Raw genomic sequence first — 24,354 nt, 5'->3', positions numbered from 1 at the left:
GCGGCACCCCTGGACGGATCCCGCTCAGCGCCCCGCCGGTTCGGCGCCGTCGAGCCCGTCCAGCAACGCCGTGCCCAGCTCGCGCAGTTGGTCCACCTGTTCGAGGGTGAGCCGGTCGAAGATCAGCCTGCGCACCTCGGCGACGTGGCTCGGCGCGACCTTGCGCAGCACCTCCAGCCCGGCGGTCGTGAGCGTGGCGTACTGGATGCGGCGGTCCGCGGGCGACGGCTTGCGCTCGACCCAGCCGCGCTGCTGCATCACCGAGATGGCGTGGCTGAGCCGGGACGGACTGGTCGCGGTGTAGCGGGCCAGCTCGCCCATCGGCATGGTGCGGTCGGGAGCGTCGGAGAGCGAGGCGAGCATGGAGTAGTAGCTGTGCCCGATCCCTACCTCGTCGCGCAGCTGCCGGTCCAGCGCCTGCGGCAGCAGGTGGATGAGCTTGATCAGCGGCAGCCAGGCCGCCATCTCGCGGTCGTCCAGCCAGCGTGGATCGGGCACGGGCACCTCAGCTCTCAGGCGGTCTGGACCGACCTCTTGGCCAGGCCCATCGCGAATCCGTCGATCACGGTGGTGACCGCGGCGGCCGGATCGGTCGCGGCGCCGAGGGTGACGAACAGCGGTGTGAAGTGTTCCACCGTCGGGTGCGCGTAGGCCAGTGCCGGCGCTCGATGCCGGTACTCCGTGAGCTCGGCCAGGTCACCGGCGGCCAGCGCGGTCGCCGCCCACTCGTCGAACTCCCGCGACCAGCCGGGGACCCGCTCCGGGTGCGCCCAGTCGACGTAGGGCAGGCCGTGCGTCATGTAGCCGGAGCCGATCACCAGCACCCCCTCGGCGCGCAGCGCGCGCAGCCGGGCGCCGAGCGCGAGCAGCCCGGCCGGGTCCGCGGTGGGCAGGCTGAGCTGCAGCACCGGGATGTCGGCCTCCGGGTACATGACCTTCAGCGGAATCCAGGCGCCGTGGTCGAGCCCGCGGCCGCGGTGCTCGTGGACGTGCGTGCCGTCCGGCAGCACCGCCCGCAGCCGCTCGGCGAGCGAGCCGGATTCCGGTGTGTCGTACCGCATCCGGTAGTAGAGCGGGTGGAAGCCGCCGAAGTCGTAGACCAGCTCGGTCGGCGCCGTGCTGGTGATGCCGATGGCATCCGATTCCCAGTGCGCGCTGACGATGAGGATCGCGCGCGGCCGCGGCAGCGCGCGGGCCCAGTCGTGCAGCTGGCGCATCCACGGCGCGTCCTCCAGCAGCGGCGGCGCGCCGTGGCTGAGGTAGAGCGCGGGCAGCGGGCCGTCGCCCGGCGTCCAGCCGCGGTGCGGCGCGGCGCCCGCGGCGGTGCGGCGCAGGTGTGCGGCGAACGGGTGCGCGGCGGGGACGAGCGCATCGGCCGCCGCGGTGCGCGACGCTGCCGGATCGAGCAGGCGGGACGTGGTCACGGGTCACCTCGGGAAGTCGGTATTTCAAAGTTCAAATTCTACCGACTGCAGCGCCGCGAGGTGCTGATTCATTCCCGCGATGCCCGGCCCCGGTGCCGGGCTCCGCGAGCGTGCGAGGTGCTAGACCTCGAGATCCTCCTCGATCCCGCGCAGCCGGTGCCTGGCCAGCGCCAGGTTGGCCCGGTTGCGATCGAGCGCGATGTAGAGGAAGAGGCCCTTGGACTTGCGGCCGGTCATCGGGCGGATGATGTGGTACTGGCCCTGCAGCGTGATGAGGATGTCCTCGATGTCCTCGTTCAGCCCGAGCTGTTCCATGGTGCGCATCTTGGCCCGCACCACCTCGGTGTTGCCCGCGGCGGCGACCTGCAGGTCGAGCGACTTGGAGCTGCCGAGCATGCCGAGCGCCATGCCGCTGTTGTAGTCGACCACCGCGGCGCCGACAGCGCCGTCGATGACCATCATGTCTTTCAGAGCGAGATCCATGGTGGTGGACACAGGTTTCCTCTCAGTGGGTTTTCGTTGCCCGGTCTTTTCCGGGATCGTTCGTGATCGCCGTCAGATGGTCGGCGATGGCGCGGGCCACGGGGCGGCTCTCCAGGTGCAACCGCCCGACGTTCACCTCGGGGCCGGCGAGCACGGTCAGCGAGGTCCAGCCGGCCGCGTAGATGACCACGTGGCCGCCGGTGCCGTTCACCACGACCTCGTGGAACCCGCCGCCGTGCGCGGTGGTCGCGAGCCGGTGCGAGAGCGAGAGGTGGGAGGCGGCCAGCGCCGCCATCCGGGACGGCTCGATCTGCGGGGGCAGGTCGTGCGCGACCAACAGGCCGTCGCTGGAGGCCACCAGCGACCCGGTGAGCTTCGGCACCCGCTCGCGCAGGGCCTTCAGCTCCGCCAGGACGACGGCGTCGGGTTCGGGTCCGGACATCGACACCTTGCTCTTCCTTCCCATCAGATCGCCGAGCAGCTTCTTTCCCGCCGTCACCACTTCAGCTCCTCCAGCGCGGCCTTCAGCCGGACCAGCACCTCGCGGTCGACCGGCTCCAGCCGGTCGTACGGGGCGAGCGGCTCGACCGGCTGGGCGCGGCGGCGCGGCAGCGGGGTCACCGGAAGCGACGGGGTCACCGGAAGCGGCGTCACCGGAAGCGTCGAGGTTTCGGCGACCGGCGGCTCCGGCAGCAGCACCGGATGCTCGATCAGCTCGGCGGCGGTCAGTTCGCGCACCGCCTCCAGCACCCCGTAGGCGGTGCGCCCGAGCGCCCGCGCGATCGAGGCGATGGTGCGGTGGCCGTCCGCGATGGCGAGCACCTCCGCCTGGCCGCCGGTGAGCACGACGCGCCTGCGCCGAACCCGGCGCACCGGGATGACCGCGGCCCGGTCCACCAGCGCGGCGGGCCACGGCCCCGAGCGCGGATCGCCGCGGCGCGCGCACTCGCGCATGAGCGCCCGTGGCGGCACGTGGCAGACCGGGGCGAGCCAGTGCGCGGGCGCCGGGTGGAATTCGCTCCGCTCGGCGGTGGCGAGCAGGAAGTAGGCGGCGTCGAAGACCGACAGCAACGCCAGGGTTTCCAGCCGGGGTCGGCCCAGCACCGGCGTCGGATCGCCCGCGCCCGCCCTTCGCCAGTCCTCCTCGGTGGCGACTCCCGCCTCCACCACCAGCCGGTCCAGCCCGGTGGTCCAGCGGCATTCCGCGGAGACGATCGCACCCTCGGCCAGGTGGAACTCGCCGTCGCCCGCGCGCAGGACGCCGGTGCTCCCCGCCCTTTCCAGCCGCTGCAGTTCGAGCTCGAGATCAGTGCTCATGCGGGATCGCCGGCCAATTCACCGAGGATATTCTTGAGCCGGAATCGCGCCATTGCCAAGTTTCCGTTTTCCTCGTCGAAGAGGACGTGAACGAATAATCTTCCGTCGAAATCGCCGTTCACGAGATTCAGCAGGTGATATCCGCTGGTGCCGTAGACGATGATCTCGCTGACGTCGTCGCCTTCGGTCGCGAGCGCCGGGCAACCGAGCACCGCGCGCACCACGTCCGTGGTCGCCGCGGCGTCCTCGTGCTCGTCGACGAGGTCATGTCTACCTGCGGCTGCGATCGCCAGACCACTGGCCCCGTCCACCAGTGTCACGCTGCGCGCACCAGGAATGTCCATGATGCGTTGCAGGCAGCCATCGATCCCGATCACCGATCCCCCGGCCTGTTCCTTGCGTAGGTTACGAATTCCAGACGCTACACACCGGCGCGAGTGATCGCACGTCGAACGGCAGATAATCCCGGGCAACCCTGGTTACACGCGATATACCCGTCAGTATTCAGACTTGTCGGTATTAGAAACCTTTCGGTATCCATTTCCCGGCGGCATGAGAGACCTTCCGGTTTTTATTCTCGAAGTACTTCCTATATCGACCTGAGATAGGGACCAAGGACCCTTGCCCCGACCCGCGGGAAGCACTGGGCGGCGCCTCCGTGCGGGGATCATCGGGGCTACCGCTGGGCGACCGACCCGTATGTTTCATCGGCAACCGTGCCGCTACGCCCCCGCGACCGCCGGGCACACCCTGTCGGCCCGGTGCCCTACGGTGAGCCGCGACACCACGGGAGAGGAACATATGGGCGCCTGGGATTTCGGACCCTTCGACAACGATCACGCAGGCGACTGGAGCGCGCGCCTCCACCACGCCGAGCCCGGCGACCGCGAGGCCCTGCTGCGCGGCGCGCTGACCGAGGCGGCGGACACCACCGGCTACCTGGACAACGACGAGGCGACCGCCGCCGTCGCCGCGGCCGCGGTCGTCGCCTCGACGCTCCCCGGCGGCACCCCCGTCACCTCCGCCTACGGGCCCACCTTCCTCACCGAGGGCGGAACGCTCGATATCGGCGAGGGCACACCGGAACTCGCGGTGCGTGCGCTGGAGCGGGTGCTCGGCCCGGACTCCGAGTGGGTGGAGCTGTGGGCCGACGGTGGCGGCGACACGGCGCAGCACCCGGCGTTCGTGAGCGTGCACGAACTGCTGGCGGTGCTGCGCCGCTGACCCGCTACCCGCAGAGCTGCTCCGGTGCGCCGTACTCCGCGCACCGGATGGCGCTGCCGACGTCGACCGGCTGCCACGCGTTCGCGGAGTACTGGAACAGCACCCGGGCCGGCTGCGTCGTACCGCCGTGCGACCCGCTGCGCGCCGACGCCCAGCCGTTCGCGCACCTGGCGTCCTCCAGTTCGATCGGCGTCGCCAACCGGTCCTCGATGTCCGTGCCCTGGAGCGCGGTCACCAGGGTCGCGGTGTCCACCGGGCAGCCGGTGGCCGGCTGGAACGGGTCGGTGACCTCGCTCGGCACCTGCCGATCCGGGGTCACCACCCTGCCGTTCAGGGTGAACGTGATGGTGACCGGGCCGCCCTGCGGGCAGCAGAACGGTTCGTCGCCGACCAGCCAGCGGTACTGCACCTGGACGGCCGTGTCGGTCGAGCCGGTGGCCGAGGCGTAGGAGGTCTCGCGCTGGGTTGCGGTGCCGAGGTAGCCGGCGTTGTCGAAGAACAGGATGTGCGACGGGGAGCTCGCGGAGCCGCCCGCGGTCACCCGGGCCCACAGGAGTTGCGGGCACTGGCCGAGCGGGTTGTCGCTGGCGCCGTCCGGGAGGAAGGGGGCCTCGTTCCCTGCCCTGCCGAGGGTGGCGACGGCTGCTGTCACCGCCGGTGATGCCGGGTCCAGGCACTTCCCATTGCCCGCCGTCGCGGGTTGGGCGGGCGATCCCGGGCCCGGTCCGCCCGGTTGCTGCGTCCCACCCGGTTGCTGCGTCCCACCCGGTTGCTGCGTCCCACCCGGCTGTTGCGTGCCACCGGGCTGTTGCGTGCCACCGGGCTGTTGCGTGCCGCCCGGCTGCTGGGTACCGCCCGGCGCCTGCGTCGCGGTTGTTCCCGGCGGCGCCGACGTTCCCGAATCGCCCTGACATCCGGCCACCGCCGCGACCACCCCGATCGCCATGACCGCCGCCCCGAAGATCTTCCCCATTGCCTCCCCTTCCGGAATCCCGACACCAGCCAAATCGGAATCTTCCGTCCGGTATTACGCCCCCAGTTCCGGGGCTTGCCACGAACGATCAGTTTTCGAGAAGCCACGCACCCTGCCGCACCCCTACCGTTGCCGGTACCGGATCACCACAGGCAGGAGCCACCATGACCGACAAGACCAAGAGCTACGACGGCTTCACCACCGAGGAGCGCGACGCGATGAAGCAGCGCGCGACCGAGCTCAAGTCCCGCAGGCGCGGCAAGGACACCGAGCCGGAGGTCCTCGCCAAGATCGCCGAGATGCCCGACGCCGACCGCGTCATCGCCGAGCGCATCCACGCCCTCGTCAAGACGCACGCCCCCGGCCTCGTCCCCAAGCTCTGGTACGGCATGCCCGCCTACGCCAAGGACGGGAAGGTGCTCTGCTTCTTCCAGGCGGCCGACAAGTTCAAGGCGCGGTACGCGACGTTCGGGTTCGATGCGATCGCGGCGCTGGACGAGGGGTCGATGTGGGCGACGTCGTTCGCCATCACGGAGTTGTCGGAGGTGGATGCGGAGCGGTTGGGGGCGTTGATCGCCAAGGCGGTGAGCTGAGACTCTGTGCTCCGTTTTGTCGAACTCTGCGCAAGATCGAACAATCGGCCTGTTGATTTCAGGGAGGTGCAAACATGACCGACATTCTCATCCGCGACGTTCCCGAGTCCGCGCTCGACGAGATCGACCGCCAGGCACGCACCCTCGGTGTCTCCCGCAGCGAGTTCCTCCGGCGTTGGCTCAGCCGCGACTTCCGCCCGGCAGTCGAGGTCTCGCCCAGCGACCTGACCCGCCTCGGCCGGCTCGCTCGCGACCTCGGCGACCCGGACGTGATGGGTCGAGCATGGGCGTGAACACCCGCCCCTGGCTCGTCGACAAGTCGGCGCTGGTCCGCCTCGGCAATTCCCCAGACGCAGCCGAGGGGCAGAGCGGATCGAACGAGGGCTCCTTCGAATCACCACCGTCACCCTGCTGTAGACCGGATACTCCGCACGCTCCGCCGCCGACCTCATCGACATGCTCGACCTACCGCCCATCGCCGGCATGCCGGTCGAGTACCTGACACCTTCCGCCGAAGCTCGCGCTGTCGCGGTACTTCGAGCACTCGCGGACCACGGTTATCATCGCGCTCCCTCGATCCCCGACCTGCTGATCGCGGCCTGTGCGGAGCAGGCCCGGCTCACCGTTCTACACGCCGACAAAGATTTCGAGCTGATCGCCGAAGTCACCGGCCAGCCGCTGGAACGTCTCGAGATCTGAGCTGTCGCTTCAGCGCCGCAGGACCGACAACTTCTACAAAACCGGCAGCTGTACTCGCCCGTTGCTACACATTGAAGCGGAACTCGACCACGTCGCCGTCGGACATGACGTAGTCCTTGCCCTCCATCCGGACCTTCCCCGCCGCCTTCGCCGCGGCCATCGACCCAGCCGCCACCAGATCGTCGAAAGCAACGATCTCCGCCTTGATGAAGCCGCGCTCGAAATCGGTGTGGATGACCCCGGCGGCCTTGGGAGCGGTGTCCCCCTGGTGGATGGTCCAGGCGCGGGCCTCCTTGGGCCCGGCGGTGAGGTAGGTCTGCAGGCCGAGGGTGTGGAAGCCGGCGCGGGCGAGGCCGTGCAGGCCGGGTTCGGTCTGGCCGATGGATTCGAGCAGTTCCAGGGCGGACTCGTCGTCGAGTTCGAGGAGCTCGGCTTCGACCTTGGCGTCGAGGAACACCGCGTCGGCGGGGGCGACGGAGGCGCGGAGTTCGGCGACGCGGGCTTCGTCGGTGAGCACCGACTCGTCGGCGTTGAAGACGTACAGGAACGGCTTCACCGTGAGCAGGCTCAGCTCACGCAACAGCTCGGTATCCACCTCGGCGGCGGCGGCGAACAAGGTGCGGCCGGAGTCGAGGATCTCCTGTGCCTGCTTGGCGGCGTCGGCGGCGGGTTTGCGGTCCTTCTTGACCCGGGCTTCCTTCTCCAGGCGGACGACCGCCTTCTCCAGGGTCTGCAGGTCGGCGAGGATGAGTTCGGTCTCGATGACCTCGATGTCGGCGGAGGGGTCGACACGGCCGTCGACGTGGATGACGTCGTCGTCGGCGAAGACCCGGACGACCTGGCAGATGGCGTCGGCTTCACGGATGTTGGCGAGGAATTTGTTGCCGAGGCCCGCGCCTTCGGAGGCGCCCTTGACGATGCCCGCGATGTCGACGAAGGAGACCACGGCGGGGACGATGCGCTCGGAGGCGAAGATCTCGGCGAGTTCGTCGAGCCTGGGGTCCGGGAGGGGGACCACGCCGACGTTGGGCTCGATCGTCGCGAAGGGGTAGTTCGCGGCGAGCACGTCGTTCTTGGTCAGGGCGTTGAACAGCGTCGATTTTCCGACGTTGGGCAGCCCGACGATTCCGAGGGTGAGACTCACGAGGAGCAGAGTCTACGCGGCGTAGCCTGGGAGCCATGCAGCCCACCTCCGAGGTGGTGACGGCCCGGCCCGCGCAGGCGCTCGCCGGGTTCGTCGACCACTACCTCGGCTATCGGCAGACCGGGTACGCGCCCGGGCTGCATCGCGGGCTGCCGTCGCGGCATCTCACCTTCATCGTGGCCATCGGGCCGCGGATCGAGGTGGTCGCGCAGGCCGATCCGGGGCAGCGGCCGGACGCCTACGGCTGCGTGCTCGGCGGGTTGCAGGCCGGGCCGGCCACCATCCGGCACGACGGCAATCAGGAGGGCGTCGCCATCGCGCTGACGCCGCTCGGCTGCCGCACGCTCTTCGGGGTGCCCGCCGGGGAGTTGTGGAGCCTCTCGCTGGAGCTGGCCGACGTCGCGGGGCCGCTGGGTGAGCGGCTCTGGACCGAGTTGCAGACAGTGCCGGACTGGCCGGGGCGGTTCGCGGCGGTCGATCGGGTTCTCACCGACCTGGCCGATCACGAGCGGCAGGTCACGCCGGAGCTGGCCTGGGCGTGGCGCACGGTGGTGCGCAGCGGCCCGGCGATCGGGGCGCTGGCCGGGGAGATCGGCTGGAGCAGGCAGCATCTGACCAGGCGGTTCACCGGGGAGTTCGGGCTGGGGCCGAAACTGGCCGGGCGGATCGCCCGGTTCGAGCGGGCGCGGCGGATGATCGAGCGGGTGCCGTCGCACATCTCGCTGGCGCAGGTCGCGGCGGCCTGCGGGTACTACGACCAGGCGCACCTGAACCGGGACTTCGCGGAGCTGGCCGGGTGCGCGCCGACGCTGTGGCGCACCGAGGAGATTCCATCCGTCCAAGACGGGACCACCCACCTGGCGTGAAGGTGGAGCCATGAGTGAAAACACTGTCGGCCTCTGGCCCTGCCTCTCCTTCCGCGACGCGGAGAAGACCGTCGATTTCCTGGTGCGCGCCTTCGGATTCCGGAAGGTCGCCGAGTACACGAGGGAGAACGATCCCTCGATCGTCGAGCACGGCGAACTCCGCTGGCCCGCGGGCGGCGGCATCATGTACGGCACCGCGAACAAGTCCGAGGATCCGTTCTGCTCCCGCGCCACCGGCAACGACAACATCTACCTGGTGACCGACGAGCCGGACGCGCTGTTCGAGCGCGCCACCGCGGCAGGCGCCGAGCTGGTGCGCGGGCTGCGCGACGAGGACTACGGCTCGCGCGGGTTCAGCGTCCGCGATCCCGAGGGGAATCTCTGGAGTTTCGGAACCTACCGCGGGGAATGACGCGCGGAGGAACAATATGGAACAAGGCCGGGCCGGTGCTCTCCGATCGGATACGTTGACTGCTGTTTCGGCAACGGGGCTGGGCGTCGACGGGAGAGTGAGCAGATGGCGACGATCGAATATCTGCGGACGGATCCGGATCTGCCACCGGTCGGCGTGGTGGACAGACGTCCGATCACGCCGGTCAAGAAGGGGATATTCGGCGCCATCGCGGTGCTCGGCGCCGTCGCCTGGGCGATTCTCGCGGTGGTCCGCGGCGAATCGGTGAACGCGGTGTGGATCGTGATCGCGGCGGTCTGCACCTACGTCATCGCGTACCGATTCTACTCGACGCTGATCCAGCGCAAGATCACCAAGCCGCGCGACGACCTCGCCACCCCGGCCGAGATCCTGGACAACGGCAAGGATTTCGTGCCGATGGACCGGCGGGTGCTGTACGGGCACCACTTCGCCGCCATCGCGGGGGCCGGGCCGCTGGTCGGCCCGGTGCTCGCGGCGCAGATGGGGTACCTGCCCGGCACGATCTGGATCGTGGTCGGCGTGGTGCTGGCCGGCGCGGTGCAGGACTACCTGGTGCTGTGGATCTCGCTGAAGCGCCGCGGGCGTTCGCTGGGGCAGATGGCCCGCGACGAGCTGGGGCTGGTCGGCGGGGTCGCCGCCATCGTCGGCGTGCTGGTGATCATGATGATCCTGCTCGCGGTGCTCGCGCTGGTGGTGGTGAACGCGCTGGCGGAGAGCCCGTGGGGGATCTTCTCCATCGGCATGACCATCCCGATCGCGCTCTTCATGGGGGTCTACCTGCGCTACCTGCGGCCGGGGAAGGTCGGCGAGGTCTCGATCATCGGCTTCGTGCTGCTCATCCTGGCCATCGTCTCGGGCGGCTGGGTCGCCGAGACCAGCTGGGGCGCGGACTGGTTCACGCTCGCCCCGGTGACGATCGCCTGGCTGCTGATCGGCTACGGCTTCGTTGCCTCGGTGCTGCCGGTGTGGCTGCTGCTCGCCCCGCGCGACTACCTCTCCACCTTCATGAAGATCGGCACCATCGCGCTGCTGGCGATCGGCATCCTGGTGACGCTGCCGGTGCTGAAGGCGCCCGCGATCTCGGAGTTCGCGATCAGCGGCACCGGCCCCGCCTTCGCGGGCAGCCTCTTCCCGTTCCTGTTCATCACCATCGCCTGCGGCGCGCTCTCCGGATTCCACGCGCTGATCGCCTCCGGCACGACCCCGAAGCTGCTGGAGAAGGAGTCGCACGCCCGGATGATCGGGTACGGCGGCATGCTCATGGAGTCGTTCGTCGCGGTGATGGCGCTCATCACCGCCTGCATCATCGACCAGCACCTCTACTTCGCGATGAACGCGCCGGCCGGGCTCACCGGCGGCACCCCGGAGACGGCAGCCGCCTACACCAATTCGCTCGGCCTCTCCGGGCCGCCGACCACGCCGGAGGCGCTCGGCCAGGCGGCGGCCGACGTCGGCGAGGAGAGCATCATCTCGCGCACCGGCGGCGCGCCGACGCTGGCGATCGGCATCTCCGAGGTGTTCTCCCAGTTCCTCGGCGGCGCGGGCATGAAGTCGTTCTGGTACCACTTCGCGATCATGTTCGAGGCGCTCTTCATCCTCACCACGATCGACGCGGGCACCAGGGTGGCGCGGTTCATGCTCTCCGATTCGCTGGGCAACTTCGGCGGGCCCGCGCGCAAGTTCAAGGATCCGTCCTGGCGGATCGGGGCCTGGTTCTGCTCGGCGGCGGTGGTGCTGGCCTGGGGCTCGATCCTGCTCATGGGCGTCACCGACCCGCTCGGCGGCATCAACGCGCTCTTCCCGCTCTTCGGCATCGCGAACCAGCTGCTCGCAGCGATCGCGCTCACCGTCGTGCTCACCATCCTGATCAAGAAGGGCATGGTGAAGTGGGCCTGGATCGCGGCGGTGCCGCTGGTCTGGGACCTGGTGGTGACGATGACGGCGTCCTGGCAGAAGATCTTCTCCGCCGATCCCAAGCTCGGCTACTGGAAGCAGCACAGCATCTGCCAGCAGGCGCAAGAGGCGGGCACGCTGTGTCTGACCGCCAAGACGCCGGAGAGCGTGGACGCCGTCGTGCGCAACACCTTCATCCAGGGCACGCTCTCGATCATCTTCGCGGTGCTGGTGATCATCGTGGCGGTGGTCGGTGCGCTGGTCTGCGTGCGGGCGCTGCGCTCCGGCGGCGCGGAGACCACCGAGTCGCCGGAGGAGCCGTCGAAGCTCTTCGCGCCGAGCGGGTTCTTCCCGACGGCGGAGGAGAAGGAGGTGCAGCGGCAGTGGGACGAGCTGGCGGAGAAGCCGACGCGGACGCCGGAGCCGGCGAGCTGACCGGGCGGGACGGCCGGACCGCGCTCCCGGCCGTCCTGCGCCGGGCGCTCGCCGGGGTGCTCTGGTGGTTCGACGGCGTGCTCGGGGGGCAGGACTACCAGCGCTACGTCGCGCACCTGCGGCGCGCGCACCCGGAGCGGCCGGTGCCGTCGGAGCGGGACTACTGGCGGGAGCGGCACGCCGAGGCGGAGCGGAATCCCGGGGCGCGCTGCTGCTGAGCGCAGGCCGACCCGCGGCCGGATCCGCCGTCGGCGCCGAGTGGCCGCGTGCGGGCTCGACCGCGCTGCGGCGGCGGGTGGCCCGCGTGGCGGTGAAACGCACGCCGCACGGTCGTGTCCGATTCCCGCTGGCCCGCGGTGGACGGCGCTGCCAGAGTGGAGGGCGTGAACGACACGGCTCTCGACTTCGAACGCTGCTACCGGGCGGTCTCCACCCGGGACGCCCGCTTCGACGGGCAGTTCTTCACCGCGGTGCGGACCACCGGCATCTACTGCAGGCCGTCGTGCCCGGCGATCACCCCGAAGCGGGCCAATGTCTCTTTCCTGCCGACGGCAGCGGCCGCCCAGCAGGCCGGCTACCGGGCGTGCAGGCGCTGCCTGCCGGACGCCGCTCCCGGCTCGCCGCACTGGAACACCAGGGCCGATCTGGCCGCGCGGGCGATGCGGCTGATCGGGGACGGCGTGCTGGAGCGCGGCGGGGTCCAGGGGCTGGCGGCCGGGCTCGGCTACTCGCCGCGGCAGCTGACCCGGGTGCTCACCGCCGAGCTGGGCGCGGGTCCGCTGGCGCTGGCCAGGGCGCATCGCGCGCACACCGCGCGGCTGCTGATCCAGACCACGGCCATGCCGATCTCGGACGTGGCCTTCGCGGCCGGGTTCGCCAGCATCCGGCAGTTCAACGACACGGTGCGCGAGGTCTTCGGGGTGAGCCCGACGGTGCTGCGCACCGAGGCGCGCCGCCGCGGTGCCGAGCCGGACACCGCCGCCGGAACGCTGACCCTGCGGCTGCCCTTCCGGCCACCGCTGGACCGGGCCTGGCTCGGCTGGTTCCTCGCCGCGCACACCGTGCCCGGGCTGGAGGGCTGGGCGGACGGCGTCTACACCAGGGCACTGCGCACCCCGCACGGGCACGCGCTGGTCCGGCTGACGCTGCTCGACGACCACGTGCGGGCCGAGCTCGCGCTGCGCGACATGCGCGACCTGGCGCCCACCGTGGCCCGGGTGCGGCACCTGCTCGATCTCGACGCCGACCCGGTCGGCATCGACGAGGCGCTCACCGCGGTGCGGCCCGGGCTCACCCCCGGCATCCGGGTGCCGGGGAGCGCGGACGGCGCGGAGTTGCTGCTGCGCACCATGATCGGGCAGCAGATCTCGGTCCCCGCCGCGGCCACGCACACCGCGCGGCTGGTGGCGGCGCTCGGCGAACGGGTCGAGGGGGCGGTGCTCTTCCCGGAGCCCGCGGTGGTCGCGGAGCGCGGGGCCGAGGTGCTCACCGGGCCCGGGCGGCGGGTGGCGGCGGTGCTCGGTGCGGCGCAGGCGGTGGCGAGCGGGGCACTCGTGCTGCACGCCGGACGGACCGCCGCCGAGCTGCGGCGCGACCTGCTCGCGCTGCCCGGTGTCGGGCCGTGGACCGCCGACTACGTCACCATGCGGCTGCTCGCCGATCCGGACATCCTGCTCGGCACCGACCTGATCGTGCGGCGCGGCGCGGAGCTGCTCGGCATCGACCTGGCCGAGACGGCGGCGTGGTCGCCCTGGCGGTCGTACCTCTCCATGCATCTGTGGCGGGTGGCGCTCGGCGCTCGGGTGCCCGCCCTCTCCGACTCGAAAGTGCAGGTTCAGTGATGATTTCGACTGCCGACTACGCCGTGCTCCCGACGCCGATCGGGCCGTTCACCGCGCTCGTCGACGCGGACGGGGCGGTGCTCGCCAGTGGGTGGACCGGTGATGCGGAGGGGTTGCGCGGGCTGATCCACCCCGCGCTGCGGCCCGATGCGCTGCGCGAACGGGATTCGCTCGGCGCGGTGAGCGAGGCGATCGTCGCGTTTCACGACGGGGAGGTGGGGGTGATCGATGCGGTGCCGGTGCGGCAGCGGTCGGGGCCGTTCCTGCTGCACGCGTGGGACGTGCTGCGGAAGGTGCCCGCCGGGGAGCCGATCACGTACACCGAGTTCGCCGGGGTGGCAGGGCGTCCGGCGGCGACTCGCGCGGCCGCCAATGCCTGTGCGCGGAACGCGGCGGCGCTGTTCGTGCCGTGCCACCGGATTCTGCGGATCGGCGGGGCGCTCGGCGGTTTCCGATGGGGGCTGGAGGCCAAGCGGTGGTTGCTCGCGCACGAGGCGCGGGCGGTGACCGGTGGCGCCGCGGGCGAGCTGGCCGGAGCGGTACGGCGATAGCCGGTTGCCTCGCGCGCGGGCCCCGGCTCCGGCTCCTCCGCGCCGGGCGGAGTCGCTCGCGGCGCGCGGCTGTCGATGATTGAATGGCGCTCCGCTGCGGGCCGCCAGTCAGGCGACGGTGGCCCGCAGCGAAGAGCCCTCACGGCCGCGGACGACGTGCAGGCGGCTGGGGATGCGCTGGCGCATCTCGTCGACGTGGCTGACGATGCCGACCACCCGCCCGCCCGCGCGCAGTTCGTCGAGGACGCCCATGACGGCGTCGAGCGTGTCGGCGTCGAGGCCGCCGAAGCCCTCGTCGATGAAGAGGGTGTCCAGCACGATGCCGCCGGATTCGGCGGCGACGGTGTCGGCGAGGCCGAGCGCGAGGGCGAGCGAGGCCATGAAGGTCTCGCCGCCAGAGAGCGTCTTGGCGGGGCGGACGCGGCCGGTGTAGTCGTCGCGGATGTCGAGGCCGAGACCGCCGCGGCGGCCGCGCGGGCCTGCCCGGTCGGAGTGCACGAATTCGTAGCGGCCGCCGGACATGCGGCGCAGCCGTTCGGAGGCGGCGACGGCCACCTCCTCGAGGCGGGCCGCGAGCACGTAGGAGCGCAGCGACATCCTGCGGTTGTTCTCGCCGCGGCCCGCGACCACCTCGGCCAGGCCCGCGAGCTCTTCGAACTGGGCCTGCACCGGGGCCACCAGGTCGACGGCGGCCCACAGCTGGCTGCCCAGCTCCTCCAGCTGGACGACGCGGCGCTGCGCCTCGGCCTGCTCGGCGATGGCGCGGTCGCGCTGCTCCTGTGCCTCGGTGAGGTGGGCGCGGAGGGTCTCCAGGTCGGCCGGTTCGGTGTCGGTGGCGGCGCCGACGTCGGGCTCGGCCAGGACGGTTTCGGCGCGGTCGCGCAGGCGGTCGGCGGCGGCGAGTTCGGCTTCGGTGTCGGACTGCCAGCGGGGGTCTCGTGCGGCCGGGGTGACCAGTTCGGAGATCGTGGTCAGGCGGGTGATGGCCGCGGTGAGGGGGGCCTCGGCCGCGGCGGCGGCATCGGCCTGCGCCTCGCCGGCGGTGAGGGAAACGAGGTCGGCGGGAGCGGCCGGGTCGGTATGGGCGGTCGAATCGGCGGGTCCTGCCTCCGCGGGTGCCGGAATCGCGAAGAGCGCTGCGGGAGCGTCCGGCAGATCGAACAGGGTCCCGAGTTCCGCGTCGGTGTCTGCGGACCCGCCGGGCGCGGGGTCGAGAAACCCCTCCGCCCTGGCGAGCCCGTCCACCCGGTCCGCCACCGACTCGACCCGCTCGACGGCGCTGCTCACCTGATCGCGCGCGCCGCGCAACCCCTCGGCGGCGCGCACCAGGGCGCGCAGCCGGTCGCGGCGGCGGTCGAGGGAGGTGTCGGCGCCCGCGGCGGTGCGCAGCCGGTCGGTGAGCTCGGCCAGGCGCTGCTCGCCCGCGGTGATGGCGGAGCGAAGCGTGCCGCGCTCGGTCTCGTACTCGCGCAGCTGGTCCTGCATCCCGGCCGATTCGGTGCGCAGCCGCTCCACCTCGGCGGCGGTGCGCTCGCGGGAGTCGGCGAGTTCGCGGGCGTCCTCGACGCGCAGGGTGGCCTCGCGCAGATTCGCGGCGAGCTCGACCCGGTCGGCGTCGCCGCCGCGCGCCGCCAGCGCCTCGGCCTCCCGCTCCAGCTCGGTGACGAGCGCCAGCGCGGTGTCCCGAGCCCGCTCGGCGGCCTGCTCGGCTTTGCGGGCGCGCGCCTCGGCGGCCTCGGAGACGGCCTCGGCCGCCGCGGCGGCGGGCTTCGGGTGCTCGGCGGAGCCGCAGACGGCGCAGGGCTGCCCGGCGGCGAGCGCGGCGGCGAGCTCGCCCGCCATTCCGGCCAGGCGGCGCTCGCGCAGGTCGAGCACCTGTTCGCGGGCGTCGGTGTGCGCGGCCCGCACGGTCTCGAAATCCACCCGCGCGATATCGAGCTCGCGCCTGCACTCGGCGAGCCGGACCGCCGCGGTGGCCGCCGCACCCAACCGCTCGATCTCGGAGGTCAGCGCGGGCAGCGCGGCGACCGCGGTCTCGGACTCGCGGAGCCGGGCCTCGGCATCCGCGAGCCGGGCGGGGAGGGCATCCCTGCGGCCGGCGAGCTCGTCCAGCTCGCGGCCGAGCCGGGTCTCCCGGCCGCGCAGCTCGGTGAGCTCGGCGCCGAGCCGCTGCGCGGTGGCGGCGTCGGCGGCGACCTCGTCCAGCGCGCCGATCCGGCCGCTCCAGACCCGAACCGCCGCATCGAGATCCGCGGCGGCGGTGACCACCCCGTCGGTGACCGGCAGCTCCCCGACCCCGGCGATATCGGCGGCCGCCGGTTCGGTGAGCGCCGAACCGAGCCGCGCGGCCGCGGCCGCGCGGGCCTCCAGCCTGGCCCCGGCCTCGCGGACGGCGGAGCGGGCCTCGGCGAGCGCGGTCGTCACCGGGGCGGCCCGGCGGGCGGCGTCGAGCTCGGCGCGCAGCGCGGCCCTGCGCTCGGCGTCGGCGGCGTGCGCGTCCAGCTGGGTGCGGGCGGTGGCGGCGCGGGCGCGCAGCTCGGCGGCGCGGCGTTCGGCGTCGAGCGCCTGCCTGGCGGTGTCGTATCCGGTGCGGCAGGCGCGCACCCCGGCGTCGGCCGCGGTGAGGGCGGCGCGGGCGGCGGCAAGCAGCTCCTGCGACCAGCCGACCGCCTCGGACGGCGCGACCGCCGTTGTCACCGGCTCCCCCGCCGCCACCCCGACCTGCGCGACCAGCCGGTCGATGTTCTGGTGCCTGGTCTCCAGCTCGCCCGCCGCTACCCGGCGCCGCTCGGCCAGCCACTGCTCGGCGGCACCGAACCGCTCGGTGTCGAAGAGCTTCTCCAGCAACTTCTCCCGGTCCTCGTTCTCCGCGCGCAGGAAGCGGGCGAAATCGCCCTGCGGCAGCAGCACCACCTGGAAGAACTGGTCGGCGCTCATGCCGAGCAGGCGCAGGATCTCGTCGCCGATCTCCTGGATCCGGGAGAGGTTGGTTCCCCTGCCGTCCAGCCAGGTCAGCGTGGCCTTCGGCTGCTCCTTGGTGGTGCCGTCGCCGCGGCGCTTGGGCCGCTCGAACTCCGGCGTGCGGCCGATCCGGACCCGGCGGCCGCCGAGCGTGGCCTCCAGCGACACGCTGGGCGGGATGTGCACCGGGGCGTGGTCGGAGTGCAGCCGCTTGCTCTCCGCGCGGGCGCCGGGCACCCGGCCGTAGAGCGCGAACGCGATGGCGTCGAGCACGGTGGTCTTGCCCGCGCCGGTCTGGCCGTGCAGCAGGAAGAGGCCGTCCGCGCCGAGCGCGTCGAAATCGATCACGGTCTTCCCCGCGAACGGGCCGAAGGCGGTCAGCTCCAGCCGGTGCAGCCTCATGCGGAGAGCTCGCCCGGCTCCGGGGCGGCCGCCGCCGGGGCGTCCCGCTCGGTCACCGCGGCGGCCAGCGCCCGCTCCAACAGCCGGACCTCGCCCGCGGACGGCTCGTCGCGCACATCGCCGACGAAGCTCGTGGCGATCTCGATATCCCGCCTGCCGTGCACCCGCTCACGGTAGCGCAGCTCCGGATTGCCCTCCGGCCGAACCCATTCCACGTGTACCGCGTGCGGGAAGCGCTCCCTGAGCCTGCGCAGCGGCTCCACCGGGCGGGTGTGGTCGGTGAGCGTCGCGGAGATGTAGTCGTCGACCGCGGCGTCCAGCGCCGGATCCTCCAGCAGCCCGTCCAGGGTGCCGGAGAGCGCGCGCAGGCCGCGGACCACGGGCAGCTCGCGCCCGCGCACCTCGCGCAGCCCGCTCGCGTCCAGGTCGACCAGCCAGACGGCCTTGCGGTGCGAGCGCTCGCCGAAGGAGTACGGCAGCGGGGAGCCGGAGTAGCGCACCGACTCGGTGAGCGTCTGCGGCGAGTGCAGGTGCCCGAGCGCCACGTAGTCGATGCCGGCGAAGGCGGCGGCGGGCACCGTCTCCACCCCGCCGACGGCGATCGAGCGCTCGGAGCCGGTCGCCTCGCCACCGGTCACGAAGGCGTGCGCCAGCACCACCGAGCGCGGGGTGCCGCGGGCGACCAGATCTGCCCTGATCCTGGCCATGGCGGCGGCCAGCACCTCGGCGTGCGAACGGGCCTGCGGCACGTCGAGTTCGGCGCGGGTGATCTCCGGCTCCAGATAGGGGATGCCGTAGCAGGCGACGGTGCCGTGCTCGTCCTCGAGCAGGATCGGCCGGTCGCAGGCGGCAACGGTGGTGCAGAGGTGCAGCCCGCCCGCGGCGGCGAAACCGGCGCCCGCGCCGAGCCGGGCCGGGGAGTCGTGATTGCCCGAGGTCGCCACGATGCGGGCGCCCGCTTCCCGGATCGCCTCGAAACCGCGGTTGCAGACGGCGATGGCGTCGGCGCTGGGGATGGCGCGGTCGTAGACGTCGCCGGCGAGCAGCACGACGTCGACCGACTCGGCCGCGACCAGCTCGGCGACGGCGGTGAGCGAACGAGCCTGATCGGCAAGCAGATCGACGCCGTGGAAGGTGCGCCCGATGTGCCAATCGGAGGTGTGCAGCAGCCGCATGCCGCGAAACCTAGGCCAACCCACCGACACAGTTCAAACATCCACGCGGTGACCGGGGCGTCCGCGGTAACCGACCCGCCGTTCCGTCCCACCGGCCGACGGCGGGTTAGTGTGCATTCCGTGGCTGCTTCCCAACGTGTGCGACCCCGCGTGCCCGCATCGCAGCGCTCGGCCCTGCCCGCGGTCCGTGGCGTCTCGGCACCGGTGGCGGTACTGATCGCGGTTGCCTGCACGATCGCGGGGTTTCTGGTCGATGCCGCCGGTGGTGGCAGCGAACTGACCCTGGTCTTCTCCGGGGCGTACGTGCTCGGCTGCCTGCTCGCGGTGCTCGCGGTGCGGTACCGGGGGCTCTTCACGACGATGGTGCTGCCGCCGCTGTTGCTCTTCGCCTCGGTGCCGCTGGCGTACCAGTTCCTCACCGCGGGCGGCTCGACCTCGATCAAGGACATTCTGCTCAACCTGGCGATTCCGCTGGTCAACCGGTTCCCGGCGATGCTGCTCGCAACGGTGCTCGCGCTCGCCGTCGGCGGACTCCGGATCTGGCTGCGGCGGCGCGAGGCGGCGAGTGAGCGGGCGGGCGAGGCGCGGCGGGGTACCAGCTGGGGGCGCGGGTCCTCGCTGCGCGATACCGGGGAGCGCGGGCGGCGGTCGCGGAGCGAGCCGGAGGACGACGTCAGCGAGATGAAGACCGAGTTGCTGCCCGGGCCGTCCCGGCGACCGGCCGTGCCGCCCGCCGAAGCGGCGCCGCCGCGGAAACCCCGTGGCTCCGGCCGTGGGCGCGCCGCCACACGGGACCGCGAGGACGAGCCCCAGCGCCGCCGCGAGGGCGCGGCGCCGGGGCGGCCGACGGTGCGCTACCGCGACCGCGACGACGACCGGCGCAAGCCCAAGCGCTAGCGGCGGGCGGGGCGCAGCTCGCGGGGCAGGGCGAAGACCAGCGTCTCGTTCGCGGTGGTGACCGGCTGGACGTCGGCGAAGCCGTGCTCGGCGAGCAGCTCGATCACCCCGTCGACCAGGATCTCCGGCACCGACGCGCCGGAGGTGATGCCGACCGTGCGGACCCCGTCCAGCCAGGCCGTGTCCACCTCGCGGGCGTAGTCGACCAGGTAGGCGGCCCGGGCGCCCGCGTTCAGCGCGACCTCGACCAGCCGGACCGAGTTGGACGAGTTGCGCGAGCCGACCACGATCACCAGGTCACACTCCGGCGCCATCGCCTTGACCGCGGTCTGCCGGTTGGAGGTGGCGTAGCAGATGTCGTCGCTCGGCGGATCCTGCAGCAGCGGGAACTTCTCGCGCAGCAGCCGGACCGTCTCCATGGTCTCGTCGACGCTGAGCGTGGTCTGCGAGAGCCAGATGACCTTGTTCTCGTCGCGCACGGTCACGCCGTCGACCCCGCCGGGGCCGTCGACGAGCTGGACGTGGTCGGGCGCCTCACCGGCGGTGCCCTCCACCTCCTCGTGCCCTTCGTGGCCGATCAGCAGGATGTCGAAGTCGTCACGGGCGAAGCGCTTGGCCTCCTGGTGCACCTTGGTGACCAGCGGGCAGGTGGCGTCGATGGTGCGCAGGCTGCGTTCGGCCGCCGAGGCGTGCACCGCGGGCGAGACGCCGTGCGCGGAGAAGACCAGCAGGGCGCCCGCAGGCACCTCGTCGGTCTCGTCGACGAAGATCACGCCGCGTTCCCGCAGCGTCTCCACGACGTGCCGGTTGTGCACGATCTCCTTGCGGACGTAGATCGGCGCACCGTGCTTCTCCAGCGCCTTCTCCACGGTCTCGACGGCGCGGTCGACGCCTGCGCAGTAACCGCGCGGTTCGGCCAGCAGCACCCGCTTCGCATCGGCCGCACCGGAGGAACCGGCGGAGCGCGCGATTCCGACGTTCAGGGAAATAGCCGAGGACATGTCCCACAGAATACGGACTCGGGCCGGGTGCCGCCCGCAGCGGTCGCGCACGGAAGAATCACACGCCGTGACACTCGTCCTTTGCATCACACATCGTTTCGGGCAGGCTGGGACCATGTTCCGACCACCGTTCCTGGCCAGGGTCGCGGCCGGCGCCGCCGTGTACGCCCTCGAAGAGAGCCGCAGGTTGCCGAGCGCGGCAATTCATTTCCCGATCACGGCGGTGAGCCAGCTGCTGCAGACGTCGATGCACGTGCAGCAGTTCGTCACCAGTTTGGCGCTGAAGGGCGACGCGGTCTTCGAGCGCCTCGGCGGCAATCCGGTGGAACAACCGGAATGGGCGACCTTCGACGAGGACGTCGACGAATACCGGGACGATTTCGCCCCCGGCGGCATCGCCGACCCCAAGGTCAGCCGTTTCGACCGCTACACCGGCGACGACATCGGCAGTGGCAACGGCCATCTCGCGACCGCGCCGAGCTACAGCGCGCCGGAGATAGCGGCCGAGCCGGTCCCGGACGACGCCATCGCCTCGGTGACCGATATCACCCCGGAGCACCCGCTGGAGACCGGCTCCGCACCGCAGCCGCTCGCCGAGCCGGAGCCGAGCGCGCCCGAGCCGAGCGGCCCGGAGCTGCCCGAGGTCGCCGCCAAGTACGACTACCCCGGCATGACGCTGGCCCAGCTGCGTGCCCGGCTGCGCATGCTCTCGGTGGACGACCTCTCCGCGCTGCTCGCCTACGAGGAGCAGACCCTGGCCCGCGCGCCCTTCCTCACCATGCTCACCAACCGGATCGCCACCGTGCGGGCGCAGTGACCTCCGGCCCCGCGAACTCCGCGGAGCAGCCGTGGCCGGTGCGCACCGTCTCGATGAAGGTCGCGCAGTGGATCGACAAGCTGGGCAGCGTCTGGGTCGAGGGGCAGATCACCCAGATCTCGCTGCGGCCGGGGACGCGGACCGCGTTCCTCGTCCTGCGCGACCCGTCGGCGGACATGTCGCTCGCGGTGACCTGCGATCCGGAGCTGGTGCGCTCGGCGCCGGTGCCGCTGCGCGAGGGCACGCGGGTCGTCGTCTTCGGGAAGCTGCAGTTCTATCCGGCGCGCGGCAGTCTCTCGCTGCGGGTGCTCGAGATCCGCGCGGTCGGGGTCGGCGAACTGCTGGCCCGGATCGAGCGGCTGCGCGCGCTGCTGGACGCGGAGGGGCTCTTCGACCCGCGGCTCAAGCGCCCGCTGCCCTTCCTGCCCGGCACCGTCGGGCTGATCACCGGGCGCGGCGGCGCGGCCGAGCACGACGTGCTGACCGTCGCCAGGAACCGCTGGCCCGCGGTGCGGTTCGAGATCCGCAACACCGCGGTGCAGGGCGCGGCGGCGGTGCCGCAGATCCTGAAGGCGCTGGCCGAGCTGGACGCCGACCCCGCGGTCGAGGTGATCGTGCTCGCGCGCGGCGGCGGCAGCGTCGAGGACCTGCTCCCCTTCTCCGACGAGGCGCTGTGCCGTGCCATCGTCGCGGCGACCACGCCGGTGGTCAGCGCGATCGGGCACGAACCGGACAGCCCGCTCAGCGACTACGTCGCCGACCTGCGCGCCGCCACCCCGACCGATGCCGCCAAGCGGATCGTGCCGGACGCCGCCGCCGAGCTCGCCGGGGTGCGTGAGCTGCGCGAGCGCGCCGCCGGGGCGCTGCGCGGCTGGGTGCACCGCGAGGAGCGAGCGCTGGCGCAGCTGCGCTCGCGGCCGGTGCTCGCCGACCCGCTGCGCGAGATCGAGCGGCGCGCAGACGAGATCGAGCGGCTGCGCGGCGCCACGCGGCGCTGCGCCGAGCACCGGGTGAGCGGAGAGCGGACGACGCTGCGGCACCTGCGGGAGAAGCTGGTCGCGGTGGGTCCGGCCGCCACCATGGCGCGCGGCTACGCTGTCGTGCAGCGCGTCAACGGCCGGGAGCGGCACGTGGTGCGCACCGTCGACGAAGCGCAGGCGGGCAGCCAGCTGCGCATCCGGGTGGCGGACGGCGCGATCAGCGCGGCCGCGCTGGGAACCGAGCGGACAGGAGGGGCGTGAGCGTGCCGGACAAAGATGCCGGGGAGAACGTCGATGACGTTGCCGCATTCGGCTACGAGCGGGCCCGCGACGAGCTCGCCACCGTGGTGCGGATGCTCGAGCAGGGCGGGCTCGACCTGGACGAATCGCTCACGCTCTGGGAGCGCGGAGAAGCCCTGGCCAACCGCTGCGAGGAGCACCTCGCCGGTGCCCGCGAACGCGTCGAGAACGCGCTCGCGCGCGCCGACCTGGAGCACGGGGAGTGAACGGCCTCAGCGGGACGGCGGCTGTAGCGGCCGCGCCGCGGTGGTGGCGCCGGCGAGGGTGCGGAAGGCGGCCTCGTTGCCCGCGCCGGTGACGAGCACCCGGACCGCGCCGAGGTCGGCGACCCAGGCGTTCTCCTCGGTCGGCTCGCTGTAGACCACCCACTTCACGCCGTCGACGTCGACCGTTCCGGTCGGGTAGCGGGAGCCGAGCACGAACCGGGCCAGCTGCTCCTCGGTCGCGCTGCTCTGCGAGAGCCGCACGTAGGTGCCATCCCCGGTGATGTATCCGACGGTGCTGACCGGCCCGCCGCCCGCGGCGGTGATGGTCTCTCTGCTGCCGGAGTTCGGGGTCCAGTCGGCCGGGAGCTCGGGGTTACGGATGGGGAAGGGCAGGGTGCGGGCGTCCGAACCGAGCGCGGCGTCGACGTCGAAATGCGGGATCCGCCCCTGGGTGGGGCCGGTGGCGGAGAAGCTGCACTGGCTGGCCAGCCCGGCGAAGACCACGGCGATCAGCACCAGCGGGATCAGCGAGAAGAACAGATCCCTGTAGTCGTGCAGGATGCGTGGCTTCTGGTTCGGCACACCTCCAGTATCCCCACCTGCGGCGCAGCCCGCGCACAGGGGTGTACGGGCGTACCGGTCGTAGTGAGACAATCGCGGTGGATTTCCCGAACCAAGGAGGCACCCCGCGATGACGGCAACTTCGCCCGCACCGAGCCGCCGTGAGGCACCCGACCGCAACCTCGCGCTGGAGCTGGTCCGCGTCACCGAGGCCGGTGCCATGGCCGCCGGCCGCTGGGTCGGCCGCGGGGACAAGGAGGGCGGTGACGGCGCGGCCGTCGACGCGATGCGCCAGCTGGTCAGCTCGGTATCGATGCGCGGCATCGTGGTGATCGGCGAGGGCGAGAAGGACGAGGCGCCCATGCTCTACAACGGCGAGGCGGTCGGCGACGGCACCGGGCCGGACGTGGACTTCGCGGTCGACCCGATCGACGGAACCACGCTGATGTCGAAGGGCTCCCCCGGCGCCATCTCGGTGCTCGCGGTGGCCGAGCGCGGCGCCATGTTCGATCCGTCCGCGGTGTTCTACATGCACAAGATCGCGGTCGGGCCGGAGGCAGCGGGTGTGGTCGACATCTCGGTGCCGATCTCGGAGAACGTCCGCCGGGTCGCCAAGGCGAAGGGGTTGCACAAGTCCGACCTCACCGTCTGCATCCTGGACCGCCCCCGGCACTCGGACCTGATCCAGCAGGTCCGCGACGCGGGCGCCCGGATCCGGCTGATCTCCGACGGCGACGTGGCAGGCGCCATCGCCGCGGCCCGCCCCGACTCCGGCACCGACATCCTGGTCGGCATCGGCGGCACCCCGGAGGGCATCATCGCGGCCGCCGCCATGCGCTGCATGGGTGGCGAAATCCAGGCCAAGCTGGCGCCGAAGGACGACGAGGAGAAGCAGAAGGCCGTCGACGCCGGCCACGACCTGGACCGCGTGCTCGGCACCGAGGATCTGGTCTCCGGCGAGAACGTCTTCTTCTGCGCCACCGGCGTCACCGACGGCGACCTGCTGCGCGGCGTCCGCTACTTCGGCGGCGGCGCCTCGACGCACTCCATCGTGATGCGCTCGAAGTCCGGCACGGTGCGCATGATCGACGCCTACCACCGCCTGACCAAGCTGCGCGAGTACTCGTCGGTCGATTTCGACGGCGACGAGAACGCCAACCCGCCGCAGTTCTGATCGC

General features: G+C 72.1%; 26 protein-coding genes and 1 pseudogene. 15 read left to right on the top strand and 12 right to left on the bottom strand.

What is annotated here, in order from left to right:
• Positions 1-24: 24 nt before the first annotated feature.
• The 6 genes from ACFO0B_RS01370 to ACFO0B_RS01345 form a co-directional block, all read right to left on the bottom strand.
• The gene (locus ACFO0B_RS01370) at positions 25-498 is read right to left on the bottom strand and encodes a MarR family winged helix-turn-helix transcriptional regulator (protein ID WP_378610398.1); all 474 of its coding nucleotides are present in this window, start codon (positions 496-498) and stop codon (positions 25-27) included.
• A 14-nt stretch (positions 499-512) separates the two neighbouring features.
• Complete coding sequence (locus ACFO0B_RS01365; protein WP_378610482.1) at positions 513-1,274, bottom strand: dioxygenase family protein; 762 nt, start codon at positions 1,272-1,274, stop codon at positions 513-515.
• Positions 1,275-1,544: 270 nt separating this feature from the next.
• Entirely contained in the window at positions 1,545-1,907 is a 363-nt protein-coding gene (locus ACFO0B_RS01360) for a hypothetical protein (RefSeq protein ID WP_233021005.1), read from the bottom strand.
• A 22-nt stretch (positions 1,908-1,929) separates the two neighbouring features.
• Positions 1,930-2,406 (bottom strand): roadblock/LC7 domain-containing protein, encoded by a 477-nt coding sequence (locus ACFO0B_RS01355; RefSeq protein ID WP_378610397.1) that lies wholly within the window; start codon positions 2,404-2,406, stop codon positions 1,930-1,932.
• The gene (locus tag ACFO0B_RS01350; RefSeq protein ID WP_378610396.1) at positions 2,403-3,224 is read right to left on the bottom strand and encodes a hypothetical protein; all 822 of its coding nucleotides are present in this window, start codon (positions 3,222-3,224) and stop codon (positions 2,403-2,405) included. Before ACFO0B_RS01350 ends, ACFO0B_RS01355 begins: the two co-directional genes overlap by 4 nt.
• Positions 3,221-3,601 carry a hypothetical protein gene (locus ACFO0B_RS01345; protein ID WP_378610395.1) on the bottom strand — a complete coding sequence of 127 codons (381 nt, stop codon included), beginning with the start codon at positions 3,599-3,601 and terminating at the stop codon, positions 3,221-3,223. The genes ACFO0B_RS01350 and ACFO0B_RS01345 overlap by 4 nt, the downstream gene beginning before the upstream one ends.
• 424 nt (positions 3,602-4,025) lie before the next feature.
• On the opposite strand from ACFO0B_RS01345, the gene ACFO0B_RS01340 reads away from it, so the two are divergent.
• The gene (locus ACFO0B_RS01340; protein WP_378610394.1) at positions 4,026-4,448 is read left to right on the top strand and encodes a DUF4259 domain-containing protein; all 423 of its coding nucleotides are present in this window, start codon (positions 4,026-4,028) and stop codon (positions 4,446-4,448) included.
• 4 nt (positions 4,449-4,452) lie between these two features.
• Here ACFO0B_RS01340 and ACFO0B_RS01335 read toward each other — a convergent pair whose 3' ends face one another.
• Positions 4,453-5,100, bottom strand: a complete 648-nt coding sequence (locus ACFO0B_RS01335) for an LppP/LprE family lipoprotein (protein WP_378610393.1) — start codon at positions 5,098-5,100, stop codon at positions 4,453-4,455.
• 485 nt (positions 5,101-5,585) lie between these two features.
• On the opposite strand from ACFO0B_RS01335, the gene ACFO0B_RS01330 reads away from it, so the two are divergent.
• The 3 genes and pseudogenes from ACFO0B_RS01330 to ACFO0B_RS01320 all read left to right on the top strand — a co-directional run bounded on the left by ACFO0B_RS01330 (position 5,586) and on the right by ACFO0B_RS01320 (position 6,713).
• Positions 5,586-6,014 (top strand): iron chaperone, encoded by a 429-nt coding sequence (locus ACFO0B_RS01330; RefSeq protein WP_378610392.1) that lies wholly within the window; start codon positions 5,586-5,588, stop codon positions 6,012-6,014.
• 74 nt (positions 6,015-6,088) lie between these two features.
• The gene (gene vapB, locus ACFO0B_RS01325; RefSeq protein ID WP_378610391.1) at positions 6,089-6,307 is read left to right on the top strand and encodes a type II toxin-antitoxin system VapB family antitoxin; all 219 of its coding nucleotides are present in this window, start codon (positions 6,089-6,091) and stop codon (positions 6,305-6,307) included.
• Positions 6,298-6,713: pseudogene (locus tag ACFO0B_RS01320) on the top strand (PIN domain-containing protein). Before vapB ends, ACFO0B_RS01320 begins: the two are co-directional and overlap by 10 nt.
• A gap of 64 nt (positions 6,714-6,777) precedes the next feature.
• On the opposite strand, the gene ychF reads toward ACFO0B_RS01320, so the two are convergent.
• Entirely contained in the window at positions 6,778-7,857 is a 1,080-nt protein-coding gene (gene ychF, locus ACFO0B_RS01315; RefSeq protein WP_378610390.1) for a redox-regulated ATPase YchF, read from the bottom strand.
• A gap of 35 nt (positions 7,858-7,892) precedes the next feature.
• On the opposite strand from ychF, the gene ACFO0B_RS01310 reads away from it, so the two are divergent.
• The 6 genes from ACFO0B_RS01310 (at position 7,893) to ACFO0B_RS01285 (ending at position 13,876) form a co-directional block, all read left to right on the top strand.
• Complete coding sequence (locus ACFO0B_RS01310; protein ID WP_378610389.1) at positions 7,893-8,723, top strand: AraC family transcriptional regulator; 831 nt, start codon at positions 7,893-7,895, stop codon at positions 8,721-8,723.
• Between the two features lie 10 nt (positions 8,724-8,733).
• Positions 8,734-9,135, top strand: coding sequence for a VOC family protein (locus ACFO0B_RS01305; protein WP_378610388.1), 402 nt, complete (start codon positions 8,734-8,736; stop codon positions 9,133-9,135).
• 105 nt (positions 9,136-9,240) lie between these two features.
• Positions 9,241-11,484 (top strand): carbon starvation CstA family protein, encoded by a 2,244-nt coding sequence (locus tag ACFO0B_RS01300; RefSeq protein ID WP_378610387.1) that lies wholly within the window; start codon positions 9,241-9,243, stop codon positions 11,482-11,484.
• Between the two features lie 35 nt (positions 11,485-11,519).
• The gene (locus ACFO0B_RS01295) at positions 11,520-11,702 is read left to right on the top strand and encodes a YbdD/YjiX family protein (RefSeq protein ID WP_378610481.1); all 183 of its coding nucleotides are present in this window, start codon (positions 11,520-11,522) and stop codon (positions 11,700-11,702) included.
• A gap of 165 nt (positions 11,703-11,867) precedes the next feature.
• Positions 11,868-13,325 (top strand): Ada metal-binding domain-containing protein, encoded by a 1,458-nt coding sequence (locus tag ACFO0B_RS01290; RefSeq protein ID WP_378610386.1) that lies wholly within the window; start codon positions 11,868-11,870, stop codon positions 13,323-13,325.
• Positions 13,325-13,876 (top strand): methylated-DNA--[protein]-cysteine S-methyltransferase, encoded by a 552-nt coding sequence (locus tag ACFO0B_RS01285; RefSeq protein ID WP_378610385.1) that lies wholly within the window; start codon positions 13,325-13,327, stop codon positions 13,874-13,876. The genes ACFO0B_RS01290 and ACFO0B_RS01285 overlap by 1 nt, the downstream gene beginning before the upstream one ends.
• Positions 13,877-13,984: 108 nt before the next feature.
• On the opposite strand, the gene ACFO0B_RS01280 is transcribed toward ACFO0B_RS01285, so the two are convergent.
• Together ACFO0B_RS01280 and ACFO0B_RS01275 are read right to left on the bottom strand one after the other, a co-directional pair.
• Positions 13,985-17,239, bottom strand: a complete 3,255-nt coding sequence (locus ACFO0B_RS01280) for an AAA family ATPase (RefSeq protein WP_378610384.1) — start codon at positions 17,237-17,239, stop codon at positions 13,985-13,987.
• The gene (locus ACFO0B_RS01275; RefSeq protein WP_378610383.1) at positions 17,236-18,414 is read right to left on the bottom strand and encodes an exonuclease SbcCD subunit D; all 1,179 of its coding nucleotides are present in this window, start codon (positions 18,412-18,414) and stop codon (positions 17,236-17,238) included. Before ACFO0B_RS01275 ends, ACFO0B_RS01280 begins: the two co-directional genes overlap by 4 nt.
• Positions 18,415-18,564: 150 nt before the next feature.
• Here ACFO0B_RS01275 and ACFO0B_RS01270 point away from each other — a divergent pair, with 150 nt between their 5' ends.
• On the top strand, positions 18,565-19,311 hold the full coding sequence (locus ACFO0B_RS01270) for a DUF6542 domain-containing protein (RefSeq protein WP_378610382.1): 747 nt from the start codon (positions 18,565-18,567) through the stop codon (positions 19,309-19,311).
• Here the strand turns inward: ACFO0B_RS01270 and ACFO0B_RS01265 are convergent.
• Positions 19,308-20,312, bottom strand: coding sequence for a 4-hydroxy-3-methylbut-2-enyl diphosphate reductase (locus ACFO0B_RS01265; protein WP_378610381.1), 1,005 nt, complete (start codon positions 20,310-20,312; stop codon positions 19,308-19,310). The genes ACFO0B_RS01270 and ACFO0B_RS01265 overlap by 4 nt on opposite strands.
• Positions 20,313-20,427: 115 nt before the next feature.
• Here ACFO0B_RS01265 and ACFO0B_RS01260 point away from each other — a divergent pair, with 115 nt between their 5' ends.
• The 3 genes from ACFO0B_RS01260 to ACFO0B_RS01250 are packed head-to-tail and all read left to right on the top strand — an operon-like array spanning position 20,428 to position 22,615.
• Positions 20,428-21,129, top strand: a complete 702-nt coding sequence (locus tag ACFO0B_RS01260; RefSeq protein WP_378610380.1) for a lipid droplet-associated protein — start codon at positions 20,428-20,430, stop codon at positions 21,127-21,129.
• Positions 21,126-22,370: an exodeoxyribonuclease VII large subunit gene (gene xseA, locus ACFO0B_RS01255; protein WP_378610379.1), complete on the top strand. Its 1,245-nt coding sequence runs from the start codon at positions 21,126-21,128 to the stop codon at positions 22,368-22,370. The genes ACFO0B_RS01260 and xseA overlap by 4 nt, the downstream gene beginning before the upstream one ends.
• A 2-nt stretch (positions 22,371-22,372) precedes the next feature.
• Complete coding sequence (locus ACFO0B_RS01250) at positions 22,373-22,615, top strand: exodeoxyribonuclease VII small subunit (RefSeq protein ID WP_378610378.1); 243 nt, start codon at positions 22,373-22,375, stop codon at positions 22,613-22,615.
• A gap of 6 nt (positions 22,616-22,621) precedes the next feature.
• On the opposite strand, the gene ACFO0B_RS01245 is transcribed toward ACFO0B_RS01250, so the two are convergent.
• The gene (locus ACFO0B_RS01245; RefSeq protein WP_378610377.1) at positions 22,622-23,197 is read right to left on the bottom strand and encodes a DUF4245 domain-containing protein; all 576 of its coding nucleotides are present in this window, start codon (positions 23,195-23,197) and stop codon (positions 22,622-22,624) included.
• 109 nt (positions 23,198-23,306) lie between these two features.
• Here ACFO0B_RS01245 and glpX point away from each other — a divergent pair, with 109 nt between their 5' ends.
• Positions 23,307-24,350 carry a class II fructose-bisphosphatase gene (glpX, locus tag ACFO0B_RS01240; RefSeq protein ID WP_378610376.1) on the top strand — a complete coding sequence of 348 codons (1,044 nt, stop codon included), beginning with the start codon at positions 23,307-23,309 and terminating at the stop codon, positions 24,348-24,350.
• Positions 24,351-24,354: the final 4 nt, after the last annotated feature.

This window comes from Nocardia jiangsuensis (genome assembly GCF_042650385.1).
GTDB classification, from domain to species: domain Bacteria; phylum Actinomycetota; class Actinomycetes; order Mycobacteriales; family Mycobacteriaceae; genus Nocardia; species Nocardia jiangsuensis.
The sequence above is the reverse complement of the archived record's forward strand: the minus strand, read 5'-3'. Positions and strand labels throughout refer to the sequence as shown.